At 45.1% G+C, this 13,565-nt stretch carries 13 protein-coding genes; all 13 read right to left on the bottom strand.

Features of this window, described 5'->3' with window-relative positions; all coding sequences use genetic code 11:
• Window positions 1–5: 5 nt before the first annotated feature.
• The 13 genes from RTV33_RS05710 to rd all read right to left on the bottom strand — a co-directional run bounded on the left by RTV33_RS05710 (window position 6) and on the right by rd (window position 13,535).
• Window positions 6–914 carry a DivIVA domain-containing protein gene (locus RTV33_RS05710; RefSeq protein ID WP_312642443.1) on the bottom strand — a complete coding sequence of 303 codons (909 nt, stop codon included), beginning with the start codon at window positions 912–914 and terminating at the stop codon, window positions 6–8.
• 11 nt (window positions 915–925) lie between these two features.
• Window positions 926–1,702 (bottom strand): YlmH/Sll1252 family protein, encoded by a 777-nt coding sequence (locus RTV33_RS05705; RefSeq protein ID WP_312642441.1) that lies wholly within the window; start codon window positions 1,700–1,702, stop codon window positions 926–928.
• 2 nt (window positions 1,703–1,704) lie between these two features.
• Window positions 1,705–2,172 (bottom strand): cell division protein SepF, encoded by a 468-nt coding sequence (locus RTV33_RS05700; RefSeq protein ID WP_312642440.1) that lies wholly within the window; start codon window positions 2,170–2,172, stop codon window positions 1,705–1,707.
• 4 nt (window positions 2,173–2,176) lie between these two features.
• Complete coding sequence (locus tag RTV33_RS05695; RefSeq protein WP_312642439.1) at window positions 2,177–2,902, bottom strand: YggS family pyridoxal phosphate-dependent enzyme; 726 nt, start codon at window positions 2,900–2,902, stop codon at window positions 2,177–2,179.
• On the bottom strand, window positions 2,883–4,100 hold the full coding sequence (locus tag RTV33_RS05690; protein ID WP_312642437.1) for an HlyD family efflux transporter periplasmic adaptor subunit: 1,218 nt from the start codon (window positions 4,098–4,100) through the stop codon (window positions 2,883–2,885). The genes RTV33_RS05695 and RTV33_RS05690 overlap by 20 nt, the downstream gene beginning before the upstream one ends.
• A gap of 33 nt (window positions 4,101–4,133) precedes the next feature.
• A complete protein-coding gene (gene hfq, locus RTV33_RS05685) occupies window positions 4,134–4,376 on the bottom strand; it encodes an RNA chaperone Hfq (protein ID WP_312642435.1) in 243 nt (80 codons plus the stop codon).
• Complete coding sequence (gene miaA / locus RTV33_RS05680) at window positions 4,373–5,329, bottom strand: tRNA (adenosine(37)-N6)-dimethylallyltransferase MiaA (RefSeq protein WP_312642433.1); 957 nt, start codon at window positions 5,327–5,329, stop codon at window positions 4,373–4,375. Before miaA ends, hfq begins: the two co-directional genes overlap by 4 nt.
• An 11-nt stretch (window positions 5,330–5,340) precedes the next feature.
• Window positions 5,341–7,305: a DNA mismatch repair endonuclease MutL gene (gene mutL / locus RTV33_RS05675; protein ID WP_312642431.1), complete on the bottom strand. Its 1,965-nt coding sequence runs from the start codon at window positions 7,303–7,305 to the stop codon at window positions 5,341–5,343.
• A gap of 21 nt (window positions 7,306–7,326) precedes the next feature.
• Entirely contained in the window at window positions 7,327–9,942 is a 2,616-nt protein-coding gene (gene mutS, locus RTV33_RS05670) for a DNA mismatch repair protein MutS (protein WP_312642429.1), read from the bottom strand.
• A gap of 38 nt (window positions 9,943–9,980) precedes the next feature.
• Window positions 9,981–10,388: a YlbF family regulator gene (locus tag RTV33_RS05665; protein WP_312642428.1), complete on the bottom strand. Its 408-nt coding sequence runs from the start codon at window positions 10,386–10,388 to the stop codon at window positions 9,981–9,983.
• Between the two features lie 94 nt (window positions 10,389–10,482).
• Entirely contained in the window at window positions 10,483–11,907 is a 1,425-nt protein-coding gene (miaB, locus tag RTV33_RS05660; RefSeq protein ID WP_312642426.1) for a tRNA (N6-isopentenyl adenosine(37)-C2)-methylthiotransferase MiaB, read from the bottom strand.
• Window positions 11,908–12,027: 120 nt separating this feature from the next.
• Entirely contained in the window at window positions 12,028–13,230 is a 1,203-nt protein-coding gene (locus tag RTV33_RS05655) for an FprA family A-type flavoprotein (RefSeq protein WP_312642424.1), read from the bottom strand.
• A 146-nt stretch (window positions 13,231–13,376) separates the two neighbouring features.
• Window positions 13,377–13,535 (bottom strand): rubredoxin, encoded by a 159-nt coding sequence (gene rd, locus RTV33_RS05650; RefSeq protein WP_312642422.1) that lies wholly within the window; start codon window positions 13,533–13,535, stop codon window positions 13,377–13,379.
• Between the last annotated feature and the right edge of the window lie 30 nt (window positions 13,536–13,565).

The raw sequence follows: 13,565 nt of genomic DNA, 5'->3' as shown, positions 1-13,565 counted from the left end.
TGGTATTATTCACGGTTTAGGCTATAGCCGGCGCCAAATTTTAAAGTACCAAATTTCGATTCCTTCTTTGACCCGGAGCTATCTATTACTTGATCCTCATCTTCAAAATCTTCATAATACTCTTCGGCATACGGTGATTTTTTGCTTTCTTCCACGAGATCTTCATGATACGGTATAGGAATAAACTTTTTAGGCTTTGGTGCAGGCTCTTCAAAATCGTCCTCCTCATAATGAGGTGCTGAGTGCTTTTTCACCACAGAAAACCTTGGTACAGGCGGACGTTGCGGTTGTATAGGTTCACAAACCTCTTCTGGCTGAACCGATGCATCTTTGGGTGCAGCAGCAGGTGCAGGCTGCGCTGCAGGCTTTTCCGCTTCCCTTACCGGCTCGGTAACAACAGCATCTTCTTTTGCGGTATCTGCTTTTTGTTCTTTTTCCTCTGGTTTTGCAGATGCTGATTTATTCTGATCATCGGGGAGATTGCTGATAATTTCAAGATGCTGCTTGTAGATGGCGAGCAGTTTGTTTTTAAATGCTGCAACATCTTTCTGCATTTTAATCAAAACCATCTTTTCTTTTTCCACCTGATCGTGGGCTGTATTTACTAAGCGCTCTGCCTTAATGGTGGCATCACGCATAATAATTTCTGCTTTGTTTTTGGATTCACGAATGACACTGTCACCAAGCTTTTGTGCACCTAAAAGTGCAGAGCGCAGGCTCTCTTCATCGCTGCGGTATTCCTCCAGCTTTTCAGCCAAAACCTCCAGCTTCTTTGCGAGAACACTGTTCTGTTCCTCCAGTTCATCAAAGCTGCGCGCTACCTCACTTAAAAAATTATCGACATCGTCGTTGCGGTAACCGCCAATGGCAGCGCGTTCAAATTTGCGGTTTGCTATATCATTTGAAGTTAACATTACGAATCCCCCTATAAATATTTTTTACAAAGCACCTGAATGCGCCCTTTTTTTGTTATGCCTCCCACCTGCGCCACAATAAATTTACCGTAGCCGCGAATCGAGATTTTATCTCCTTCGCACACAGGATGAGAATTGTTTTGTATGCATTCATAGTTTTGGTTGACAAGACCCTGCCCAATCAATGCCGATGCTTTCTCTCTGCTTAGTCTTGTCAAAGTGGATACGATACAATCCAGCCTAAGGCTGCTAACGGTATCTTTTATTTCAAGAAAGCGTTCTTCGAGCGGTAAAACCTCAGGTAATGCGGCTTCACACCGTATCCCAACTCTACCGACCTTAGAAAGCTCATCTAGAATAATCTGTGTTACGGGGTGCATCACAAACAACACTGCAATTCCCTGCCCCACCAGAATGTCTCCAATCGATTCCCGTGAGATGTTCAGATTCATCAGTGCACCTAAAAAATCACGGTGTGAAAGACTGTCCTCGGTGCGGTAACGCAGGGTAACAGGATCAATGTTATCAAACAATGCGGTTGGTTCCTGCTCTATATCGATATAATCAGGAAAGACGCCAAGCACCTTTCTGGAGGCGCTGGCGTACCCACCAAACAAATAATAATTATGTTTATGATGCTGCTGTGCAAAAGATTTCGCGATTTCTTGCTGTCTTTCGTCAAGAAACCCTATCATTTTGACACAGCTTTTGGCGTCCGCCGCTTGAAAAGCGTCAGACACCTTAGCTAAAAAATATTTTTCGTCTTCCGACAGATTTGATAGGTTCATAATCAGAAGTAAACTCCGTTGTTTTCAAGTTCGTCAAGCAGGTCACCCATAATGTCGACGTTGTAAGGGGTAATGATGTATGTACTATTTGCAACGCGCTTAATCTGCCCATTGTTGGCGTAGGCAACACCACTTAAAAAGTCAATCAGACGGCGCGAAATATCTTTATTGGTGGATTCAAGGTTAAGTACAACCGTGCGCTTTTCGTTGAGATGATCTGCAACAGAGCTTGCATCCTCAAAACGTTCTGGCTTTACTAAAACTACCTGCAGCTGTGTTGTTGCATGGATGTTAACCACTTTGTTGTTGCGTTTTGGCACATCAGAAGTATAGGCAGGGGCAGCTGACGAAGATTGAGATGCAGATTGATAAGCTTCGTTATTGGGAGCTACATCATACTCATCTTCCTCGTAATCATAGTCATCTTCTGGAAATCCCATGAAGTCTTTGAATTTATCCATCAGTCCCATAGATTCAGTCCTCCTGTTTTTTTCTGGAACCAAACACGGAGGTTCCAACCCGTATAACATTAGCACCGCATTCCACTGCACAAATGTAGTCACCAGACATACCCATAGAAAGAAAATCCATATAGATATTATCTAATTTTTTACGGCTAATGTCAAGAAACTCTTTGTATAAACTGCTAAAATATTGCTTTGATTGTTCGATGTTTTCACAAATAGGCGGGATTGTCATCAATCCGCGTACACGAACGTGCTGTAAATGAGATACATCGATTAACAGCTGCTGCAAATCCTCAATAAGAACTCCGCCTTTGCTTTCTTCTCTTCCAATATTCACCTGAACTAAAATATCCATAACCTTACCTATTTTAGCGCACCGCTTATCAATCTCTGCTGCAAGCTTTATGCTGTCGACCGATTGGATCATGTCGACTTTATCGACGATATGCTTTACTTTGTTCAGCTGCAGATGACCGATGAATTGCACCGAGGCATGCACCTTGTCGTAGCCATCATACTTGGCTACCAGTTCTTGCACTCGGTTTTCACCAATATGCGTGATGCCATACGAAATAGCGCGGTTAATGGTAGTAACATTCTGCATTTTGGTCGCTGCCAGAATGGTAATGTCCTCCAGGCTGCGCCCACTCGCCTCAGCGGCCACGCGCACACGTTCTCGTACCATCTCAATATTCTGCTTTAAAAGGTTATCTTCAATTGACAGGCTTTCCATCTGTCATGTCAGTCCCTTCCACTACAATATCATCAAACAATTGAACTTGCTCTTTGTTTAGAACATCAATATTGCTTAAAACATAGCCGGTGCCCTCATAGATTACATCAATCGTTTTAAAGCGAATCTCACTGCCTGTGTTCACATATACTCCGCGCCGATTATCGACAAAACGTACTGCTTGATCAGGTATTTTCAGCCCGGTATAAACCTGAAAGTTTAGCTCTGCCGAGGGATTGCGCATTCTGGTAAGCTGCGGAGACATATAGTCGCAAGACATGACAACAATAACCTCATCTTCCCCTTCATCAGCGCGAATTGATGTAACGGTTGCAGGTACATCGCCGAAGGACGAAATGCCAAAATCAATGTTCAGTTTTACGCCTTCATATATGTTGACGGCTTCATCCTTAGGGACAGCTACAACAAAATACCATGGCCTTTGGCTGATGACTTTACCTATTTTGGCATTGTCTTGCTCGAACTTCTGCCCCAAGTAACCTTGAAGCTGTTCAACGGTAATCGATTCCAGTGTGTCCAAAGTCAAAACCTGCTCCATACCATCGACATAGCTGGAAAAGTAGCCGACTTGAGTTGCAGTGATAATCTCAGATCTGCTCGAAACTGAATTTTCAAGATTTGATTTTTCACTTTGAAGCTCATTTATCTTATTGGAAAAATCACTGACAACACCCGTTGCAAGTTGCTTTTTGTTTAGATTTGTGATCAGCTCCGATTTTTGAACAGAAATATCAGCCAGTTTGTGAGATTCGTTGCTCTCAATAATCGCATATAGATTTTCGTTGATCTGCTTTGAGATAGCCTCTGAATTCAGATAATAGTTATTGCCAGGGTTTTGAATGCTTTGACGCTTTTTAAGCTCCTCATCCAAATCCTTAATCAGGCGCTTATTGATGACATCTTCTTTGTTTGCGTAGACCTCTGCCACAGGTGTACCATAGGTTACCTTTACGCCGTCATCGTTATAATATGCCACCACACCAGGTGTAGATTGATCGATTATGTTCTCATCACGCACAATCAGCCCTTTTATTCGCTTTGTATCTTGTACGGTATAACTAAGCACAGTTTCTGTTTTGATGGGTGAATAATAATATCGGTAGCCTTGATACCCCACATATAGCAGCAGAAAAAGCGACATCAGCACGGTTAAAATTTTGCCCGATAGGGTTTCCATAGGTTTTCTCCTGTTCTATCTGTATGGGTACGGTTAGTTATCCGTTTCCTCATCCGAGATAGTCATATCAATTGCCCGCGCAGGAATAATGGTTGAAATAGCATGCTTGTAAACAAGGTTTTGTTTATCCTCGCAGTCCAGAATCACCGTAAAACTGTCGAAGCCCTTAACAATGCCTTTGAGCTGAAAACCGTTGGTAAGATAAACGGTAAGCGGTGTTCTTTGTTTTCTCGCCTGATTCAAAAAAATGTCCTGTAGGTTTCCGCTTTTTATCATGGTGAATCTCCTTCCATCATTTCGCGAATCAACTTTGACGCTTTCGCTAAAAGCTGATCAAAATTATCATATTCGTCTACATTCAACCAGTGAATACGCTTGTCCCTCCGAAACCAGGTGAGCTGCCGCTTGGCATACCGGCGAGATTCCAGCTTGACACACTCCGCAGCCTCCTGAAGCGACATCTTGCCGTCCAGATAATCAAAAAACTCTTTATATCCGATTGCCTGTACCGAGGTTTTGGAATATCCTCTTTCGGCCAAGGCGCGAACCTCGTCTAAAAGACCGTGTTGCAGCATTAAATCTACCCGTAAATCAATGCGGTCGTACAGGGTTTGCCGATTGCTGTAGTTCAGCCCCAGCATACAAAGCTCGTAAGGGGACTCTTGCAAGCGCGACAGCCGCTGGTGCTCTGTCATAGTGGTGCTGGTAAGGCGGTAGATTTCTATGCCGCGAATTACCCTGCCCTGGTTGTTCGGGTGGAGTGTTTGCGCCAGCTCGGGATCTATCTCATGTAGCATCTTCCAAAGATACTCATTACCATGCTCTTCGCCCAGTGCCTTTAATTCTGAGCGTAATGCCTCGCTACTTGAGGTTGGTGTAAACTTAATGTTATCAACAAGGCTGCTGACATAAAGCCCTGTACCTCCCGCCAATATCGGTAACTTTCCTCTGGTGGTAATCTCTGTAATCGCGGCTCTTGCGTGCTCTACATATTCTGCTACGCTGAATGTGCTGTCCGGTGTAATCAGGTCGATACAATGGTGCGGAATACCGCATATTTCCTCAGCGGTGGGTTTTGCTGTGCCAATGGTCATATATTGATAAATCTGCATAGAATCAGCAGAAACCACCTCACCGCGAAAGAGCTTTGCAAGCTCTACGGAAAGCTTGGTTTTACCCGATGCGGTCGGCCCGATCACACAGACCAACGGTATTTTTTTGCTGTGCATGTGTTCCTCCGTTATACTCTGCCAAATTGTTTTTCCAGCTCATATCTGGACATGGTGACGCATACCGGCCTGCCATGCGGACAGTGCTGAATGGAAGGGTCTTCCTCCAATAGCTTGATAATGGCAGATAGCTCAAGTTCACCGTTTTTATTCCCGCCTTTTACAGCGGTACGGCAAGCCACCGAGTGGTAGAGATCGTCTAAAAACTCAGGGGTAATGTCGTGCTTATGGCTTTTAAGGTTAGAGCAAAGCTCACTGACTACCACAGATACATCGCTGCTTACTAGCCACATAGGTGCACTGCGCACCAGTACCGAGCCGCCGCCAAAATCTTCTATTTCGAAGCCGCACTGTGCCAGAACATCTTTGTGTTCAATTGCCACAGCATACTCATCGCGTGAAAGCAGCACTGCCTGCGGACTGAGCAGTGTCTGGCTGAACTGATCTGCCTGCTCGGTTTTGATACGGTTGAACAAGATTCGTTCATGCGCCGCATGCTTGTCAATGATGAGAAACTTGTCCTTATTTTCGAGCAAAATGTAGGTGGAGAATATTTCTCCCACCATTCTCGCACTCTCATATTGGCCGGCTTCATCACAGCTTACTGCAACGGCAGTTGAGAGGGATGGAGACTCCGGCGGCTGTGCTGTTAACTTAGCAGGTTCTTTACACTGTGGCTCGCTCGTTGTATGTAAAGGTTTTCGACTTGTCACGTTATTTTCCTGTTCTGGAGGGCTGAACTTGGTTGAATAGTCCGAAAACAAATTGTTGTTATCTCGCATATCCATTGCTTTGTCGGGCTTCTGATCCATTTTAACAGTTACGGAATGCGAAACAGGGCGGTTTGTGGTGTTCTTCCAATTTTTTTCTGCCTGCGACTGCATCATCGCATGATACTGCTGCGCGATCATTCGTTGTTGAATAAATTCCTGCTGAGGGCTGTAATCTATAGGAGCGGGCTTGGGTATTGCCGTGATCTCCGGAGCTTTCAATGCAGCAAGTGCATTTTTCACTCCAAAGTACACCAAATCAAAAATCATCTTTTCGTTTTCAAAGCGCACTTCTATTTTAGCGGGGTGAACGTTTACATCCACCGTATGGGGTTCTATGGTAAGATTTAAAATGCATGCAGGAAATTTGCCAACCATAATCGCACCTTTATACGCTTCTTCAAGGGCTGCGGAACAGGTGCGGCTTTTGACAAAGCGTTTGTTGATAAAAAAGTTCTGCATAGAGCGGTTTGCGCGGCTGTGTTCTGTTTTGGATACCAGCCCGTCAATTGAAAGTGCTCCGTTTTTGTAGTGAAGCTCCGTAAGCCCTTTGGCAAACTCTCTGCCGAATACGGCATAAACCGCCGAAAGCAGCTTGCAGTCGCCGGGAGTGTTCAGCTTGAGCTCACCGTCTTTGATAAGCTTAAACGATATTTCAGGGTAAGATACCGCGATTTTATCTAAAACCCCGGCCACCGCATTTGCTTCTGAACTATCTTTTTTAATAAACTTAAGTCGTGCAGGGGTGTTATAGAACAAATCACGAATGATAATGGTTGTTCCCTTTGGGCAGCCTGCTGGGCTGTTTTCTCGCTCTACAGAGCCTTCAATCACATAGCGAGTGCCCTCCAGCTCCTCTTCGCGGCGTGTGAGCAGCTCTACTTTGGCAACCGCCGCAATAGAAGCAAGAGCCTCGCCGCGAAAGCCCATCGTCACAATTCCGTCAAGGTCATCCGCAGTGCAAATTTTACTTGTTGCATGACTTAAAAACGCATTTTTTACGTCATCGCGGTAAATTCCACTACCGTTGTCGGTGACACGGATAAACGTCATGCCACCGTTTTTAATTTCAACCGTTATGGCTGTGGCACCTGCGTCAATCGCATTCTCCACAACCTCTTTTACGATAGACGCGGGACGCTCAACGACTTCGCCCGCCGCAATTAGCTCAGCGATATGCCGCTCCAGCAGATTAATAACTCCCATTGTCCCGCACCTCCTTCGTTACTAGGATAACATGTTTTTCAGTTGATATAAAGCGTTTAAGGCCTCAATTGGCGTTAAGGTGTTCAGATCGATTGCTTTTAGCTTTTCAATTACAGGGCTGTCGGTAATCGAAAGCAGAGAAATTTGCCCGCTGTCGTACTGATCCAAATTCTGTTTTGGCCGTTTGGCGGCTGATGAAACAGAGTTGCCGCTTTCAAGGGCTATTAAAATTTCATGTGCTCTTGTAATAATCGCATCAGGAATACCAGCCAGCTTTGATACCTCGATACCGTAGCTGTCGTCTGCACCGCCGCGCACAATTCTGCGCAAAAATGTAATGTCATCGCCGCGTTTTTTTACCGCAATATTGTAATTCTTCACCGCTTCCAACTCATCCTCCAGCTCTGTCAGCTCATGATAATGGGTTGCGAACAGTGTTTTTGCACCAACCTTTTTCTTATCTGCGATAAACTCGATGACAGCGCGGGCAATGCTCATGCCATCAAAGGTAGAGGTTCCCCTGCCGATTTCATCGAGAATGAGCAGACTTTTGTTTGTGGCGCCTTTGAGTATCTGTGCCACCTCGTTCATTTCCACCATAAAGGTAGACTGCCCTGAAGCAAGGTCATCCGAGGCGCCGACGCGAGTAAAGATACCGTCTACAATGCCGATTTTTGCTGCAGATGCAGGGACAAAGCAACCGATTTGTGCCATGAGTACAATGAGTGCCACCTGGCGCATATAGGTGGATTTACCCGCCATATTCGGGCCTGTGATAATGTTGATCTGGTTATCAGTGCCATTGAGGAAGCAATCGTTTGCGACAAACGGTGCACCCGAAAGCAAGGCCTCCACCACTGGGTGCCTGCCATCCTTAATGTGCAGTTCGTCCGAAACGGTAATATCGGGGCGATTGTACCCGTACAGCATTGAAGCTTCGGCAAACGAGGCGTATACGTCAAGGCGTGCAATGGCATTAGCCGTAGCCTGTACGCGGTGCAGTTGAGAGGCAACAGTAACACGAACTTCTTCGAAAAGCTGCTGCTCCAACCGAACAATTTTTTCATTTGCACCCAGTATTTTCTCCTCGAGAATCTTTAACTCCTCAGTAATAAAACGCTCGCTGTTGGCAAGTGTTTGTTTTCTGATATAACGATCGGGCACATTCTCGGAGTTGGAGCGGGTAATCTCTATGTAGTAGCCGAAAACACGGTTATAGCCAATTTTCAACTTGGAGATGCCGGTTTTTTCACGTTCTTCTGCTTCAATTTTAGCTAGGTATTCTTTGGTGTTAAATACAATGTCGCGAAGCCCGTCAAGCTGTTCGTTGTAACCTTTTTCAATTACCTCGCCATCTTTAATTGTAATGGGCGGTTCTTCCTTGATGGCTCTGTGAATAAGGTCGTTAATATCGTTGAGCAGGTCAATACCTTCATATACCTGCGTTAAATAAGCCGATTTGAATTCTCTGATAGACTCTTTTAACTCGGGAAGCTTGGTTGCGGTATATTCCAGCGATTTTAAATCGCGCGGGGTACAGTTGCCGAATACCACCTTAGTCATCAGGCGCTCCATATCAAAAATACCAGCAAGCATTGTAATAATCTCGCTGCGCTGAATGCTGTTTTGATACAATTCATCCACCGCGTTCAGACGTTTGTTGATGGCGGTGGGGTTGATGAGCGGCTGTTCAAGATAAGTACGCAGCAAACGCTTACCCATAGCTGTTTTCGTTTTATCCAACACCCACAGAAGCGAGCCCCTTTTTTCACCGGAACGCATGGTTTCGGTAAGCTCCAAGTTTCTGCGGGCAATGATATCCAAATTCATATATTGTTTGTCGTTGTAATAGTCAATGGAGAGCAGACGCTCTAAGCCTGTTTTTTGGGTATCTCCAAGGTAACGCAGCAGCATTGCCACCGCATTTACACAATAAGGCTTGTCCTCAAGTGAGAGCTCGGAAAGTGTCTTTCGTTTAAAGTGTCCGAGAATAATCCCCTGTGCCGTGGCAATGATCTGCTCATCGTCATCGGTGAGATTCGCAGAGCAACCCAATTTGTTTTTAATAAAGGCTGTTACCTGCTTGTAGTCAAGAAAGCTTTGATTAAAAATGACCTCAATGGGGGAAAAACGCCCCAATTCGTTCATTAGCTTTTGCTGGGCGTCGCGCCCTATGTACTCGGTGGCGTTGATTTCTCCCGTCGAAATATCGGTAAAGCACGCGCCAAACCCCTTGGTATCGCAAAAAATGCTTGCAATAAAGTTATTGGTGCCTTCATCAAGCATACTGGTTTCCACAATAGTACCCGGGGTAATAACGCGGATAACATCGCGCTGTACCAGCCCTTTTGCCAGTGCAGGGTCTTCCATTTGCTCGCAGATGGCCACCTTATAGCCTTTTTTAATAAGCCTGGCTATGTATGCTTCGGCGCTGTGGTAAGGAACGCCGCACATAGGCGCACGTTCCTCCTGCCCGCAGTCCCGGCCTGTAAGCGTTAACTCCAGTTCCTTTGAAGCGAGCAGAGCGTCGTCAAAAAACATCTCATAAAAATCGCCCAGACGGAAAAACAGGATGTGATCCTGGTGCCTATTCTTGATGTCGTTATATTGCTCCATCATTGGTGAAAGCTTTCCCACTGTATTTCCTCCCGGCTATTTTATCTTATAACATTTTATTAGTGGCAACCGCCGCATGAACCGCAGCTGCCGCTGCACCCTTCAGATGCTTCCTCAACCGTAAACGGGTCTTCGCCGTTAACACTTGCGGTAAGAATTTGATTGATAAAGCTCATCATGCTGTCCACTGCTTTTTTGGTCGCATTGAATTCGATCATGGTTGGGTTTTTCATTACAGTATCGTAAAGCTCTTTGAGTTCTTTATCGAGAGCCTCAAGCTTTTCCTGATCAGGGTCTTGTGAGCTGACCGCATTGCTCATATCCATTCTCTTAAGATTAAATTTACCAATGAGATCCTGGAGCTCGGTATCGTTGTCTGCTTTGTCTTTTGCAGCGGTGAACAGCTTGTAGCCGTCATCCTCCTGAATTGCTTTGCCGAGTTCTCTTGTTAATTGAATAACATCCATATTAGTTTCCTTTCTGCCGCGCGTAATTTATAAGTTTTATTTATTTGATTCCGGTCTTGTCTCGCGCGGTGGCAAGAACGGTTGTTTGCGACCTTTATTCATCTACAATTTCGCCAAGCACAGCCCAACTGAGTGCTTTTGTAATATGCACCTTCACAAATTTGCCAATATGCCCATCATCTGCTTTAAAATCGACCACCGCGTTGCTGTCGGTACGCCCTGTGAGGTACCCTTCGCCAGATTTCGCATGCCCGTCGGCGAGCACCCGCAGGGTTTTGCCCACAAGCGCCGCATTGTGGCGGCTGCCGACTTCAGTTTGTGCTGCTTGCAGTTCGCGAAACCAAAGGGACTTTTCTTTTTCAGGCACTGGGTCGTCCATCCCTGCTGCTTTTGTTCCCTCTCGCTTCGAATAGATGAAAGTAAACAGTGCGTCATATTCCACCTCTTTGATCAGTTTAATTGTTTGCAGCAGGTCATCGTGTGTTTCAGATGGAAAGCCTACAATAATATCACTGGTAAAGGTCACATCTGGCATCTTCGCACGTGCATAGCGTACTAGGTCGAGATACTGATCGCGGGTATAGTGGCGGTTCATCAGCTTTAGGATGCGATCGCTGCCACTTTGTACCGGCAAATGAATATGCCTGCATACCTTGTCACACTGCGAAATCGTATCGAGTAGTTCATGCGTGCAATCCTTAGGATGGCTCGTCATAAACCGAACACGAAAATCTCCCTCTATCTCGTTTATCATGCGCAAAAGCTTTGAAAAAGATACATCGCCATCCAAACCCTTGCCATAGGAATTCACATTTTGACCCAGCAGAGTAATTTCTTTGTAGCCTTGTGCAACTAACTCCCGCGCTTCTGCAACAATCTTTTCGGGGCGGCGGCTGTGCTCTCTGCCACGTACATACGGCACAATGCAGTAGGTGCAAAAGTTGTCGCAGCCATACATAATCTGAATCCATGCCTTGTAGCTACCATCACGGCGTATGGGCAGCCCCTCTGCAATGACATTCTCGCTGTCGTCTATCTGGAACACACGCTGCTTTTGCGTGAGTGCCTGAAAAAGAATTTGCGGAAATTTATGCATTGCATGGGTGCCAAATACAATATCGACATGAGGATAGCTTTTTTTAATTTTTGCCGCCACTTGTTCCTGCTGCATCATACAACCGCACAACCCAATAATCATATCCTTACGGCTGCGTTTGTTGTGCTGCAGTTCGCCAACATTGCCAAACACTCTATCCTCTGCACCTTTGCGAATAGCACAGGTGTTGTAAAGGATGAAATCGGCGGAGTCGGTGGAATCGGTAAAGCCATACCCCATTTCGGCAAGCATGCCCTTAATGCGCTCACCATCGCTGACGTTAGCCTGGCAGCCAAAAGAGTGCACATGCGCCAGAGGCGGGTGCACATAACGGTGCTGTAAAATTTCTTTTACCTTTGCCATATATTCATATTGACAGTGTAATTCCTCTGCTGTCATCTCAACGTGTTTCTGACTTGACAAAATATATCCTCCAATGAAAAGATGTATCAATAAATTATAGCATTTTTTGCACAATTGTTCAAGAACTTGTCAATTAAAAAGGCTTATCGCAGAAATGAATCTACGATAAGCCTTTGGCTATTAAAGTGTTTTTGCAAACTCGCGGCCAAGCTCGGTTGCTTTTTCAAGATCTGCTTCAGAAGGTACAAACTGAAATCTGAATCCGTCTCCAAATACATTCAGCTTTAACCCTTGCATTCTTGCAATAATATTGGGGACACCTTCTCCGCTCCATCCATAAGAACCAAACGCAAGAGCAGGTTTCTTTTTGTTGTTAATTGCATCAACATGGCTGAGCAAATTCCACACAGGGGCAACTGCATCGGCATTGATGGTGGGTGTACCGATTGCAAAGGCGTCCGAAGCGTTTAGTGCAGCCTGCAAATCGGACATGTTATGGTTATTGATATCGTAAACAGTAACGTTTGCATCCGGAATAACCTCGTCGATGCCCGCCTTGATTGCCTTTGCGACTAGCCCGGTATTACCGTATGCAGAACAATAGAAAATCGGCACAGTTTTCACTGCATTTTTATGCGGCTGGCTCCATTCGTTGTACATTTTTCTGGTGTATTCCAAGCGGCCACCTTTGGTAAGGATAGGGCCATGGCTGTTGCAAACATACTCAATATCGAGATCTCTAATCTTATTTAAGCCATTCTGTACATAGGTTGGGAAAGGACCAAAGATTCCGGTATAATAATACTGAAAAGCATCCTCATACTTCTCAGGATATGCAATGTTATAGTCAAAATCATGCGGCTCACAGTAATGGCAGCCGAGGAAATCGCAGGAAAACAGAGTTTTTTCCTCTTCACACCAAGTAAACATAGAATCGGGCCAATGTAGAAATGGTGCGGAAATAAATTTAAGTTTTTTGTCGCCAAGGTCAATCATGTCGCCGTCTTTTGCAACACGCGCTTTAAAATCTGGTAGATTTGTAATTTTTTTCAGATAGATAGAACCCGCCTGCGACGCCACAATCTCCGCATTGGGGCAATGTTTTGCAAGCTTTGCAAGAACACCCGAATGATCCGGCTCGCAATGGTTGAGAATAATGTAATCTATCGATGCAGGATCGCAAACCTCCTCAATATTTTCCAGGTACTGCTTCCAGTAGGTAAGGTGGCAGGTATCGATTAGCGCTGTTTTTTCGCTGCCTTTCACTATATAAGAGTTATAGGTGGTGCCGTAATCGGTGGTCATGACGACATCAAAAATTCTCATAATTGGGTTAAGAATACCAACAGAATAGATGCTATCGGTAATTTTTCTGGATGACATATAGGATTACCTCCGTACTGTTAAACTTCGTTTAGGCGCTGACAAATTGCGCTAGGCGAAGCTTGCTGCTTCGCCTGACACAATTTCTCGGCGTCTGATGTACTGCGCAAAAATATTGAGGGGCATTTTGCCCCTCAATAAAAAACTTAAGCTTTTTCAAACATGTCTTTGCCAACGCCGCAAAGTGGGCATACCCAGCTGTCGGGAACATCTTCCCATTTTGTACCTGGAGCAACGCCATTATCCGGATCGCCTTCCGCTTCATCATAGATGTGACCGCAAATTGAGCAAACATATTTTTCCATTGAGATGTACCTCCTGTTAAATTTAATAAT

The organism is Hydrogenoanaerobacterium sp. (assembly GCF_032017025.1).
Lineage (GTDB): Bacteria > Bacillota > Clostridia > Oscillospirales > Ruminococcaceae > Hydrogenoanaerobacterium.
Note: the sequence above shows the minus strand (reverse complement) of the source record. Positions and strands in the feature narration are given on the sequence as shown.

Bases quoted from the DNA above. Each gene is read 5' to 3' on its own strand.
- RTV33_RS05710 (WP_312642443.1), bottom strand. From the start codon at position 914: ATGTTAACTTCAAATGATATAGCAAACCGCAAATTTGAACGCGCTGCC.
- RTV33_RS05705 (WP_312642441.1), bottom strand. From the start codon at position 1,702: ATGAACCTATCAAATCTGTCGGAAGACGAAAAATATTTTTTAGCTAAG.
- RTV33_RS05700 (WP_312642440.1), bottom strand. From the start codon at position 2,172: ATGGGACTGATGGATAAATTCAAAGACTTCATGGGATTTCCAGAAGAT.
- RTV33_RS05695 (WP_312642439.1), bottom strand. From the start codon at position 2,902: ATGGAAAGCCTGTCAATTGAAGATAACCTTTTAAAGCAGAATATTGAG.
- RTV33_RS05690 (WP_312642437.1), bottom strand. From the start codon at position 4,100: ATGGAAACCCTATCGGGCAAAATTTTAACCGTGCTGATGTCGCTTTTT.
- hfq (WP_312642435.1), bottom strand. From the start codon at position 4,376: ATGATAAAAAGCGGAAACCTACAGGACATTTTTTTGAATCAGGCGAGA.
- miaA (WP_312642433.1), bottom strand. From the start codon at position 5,329: ATGCACAGCAAAAAAATACCGTTGGTCTGTGTGATCGGGCCGACCGCA.
- mutL (WP_312642431.1), bottom strand. From the start codon at position 7,305: ATGGGAGTTATTAATCTGCTGGAGCGGCATATCGCTGAGCTAATTGCG.
- RTV33_RS05665 (WP_312642428.1), bottom strand. From the start codon at position 10,388: ATGGATGTTATTCAATTAACAAGAGAACTCGGCAAAGCAATTCAGGAG.
- RTV33_RS05655 (WP_312642424.1), bottom strand. From the start codon at position 13,230: ATGTCATCCAGAAAAATTACCGATAGCATCTATTCTGTTGGTATTCTT.
- rd (WP_312642422.1), bottom strand. From the start codon at position 13,535: ATGGAAAAATATGTTTGCTCAATTTGCGGTCACATCTATGATGAAGCG.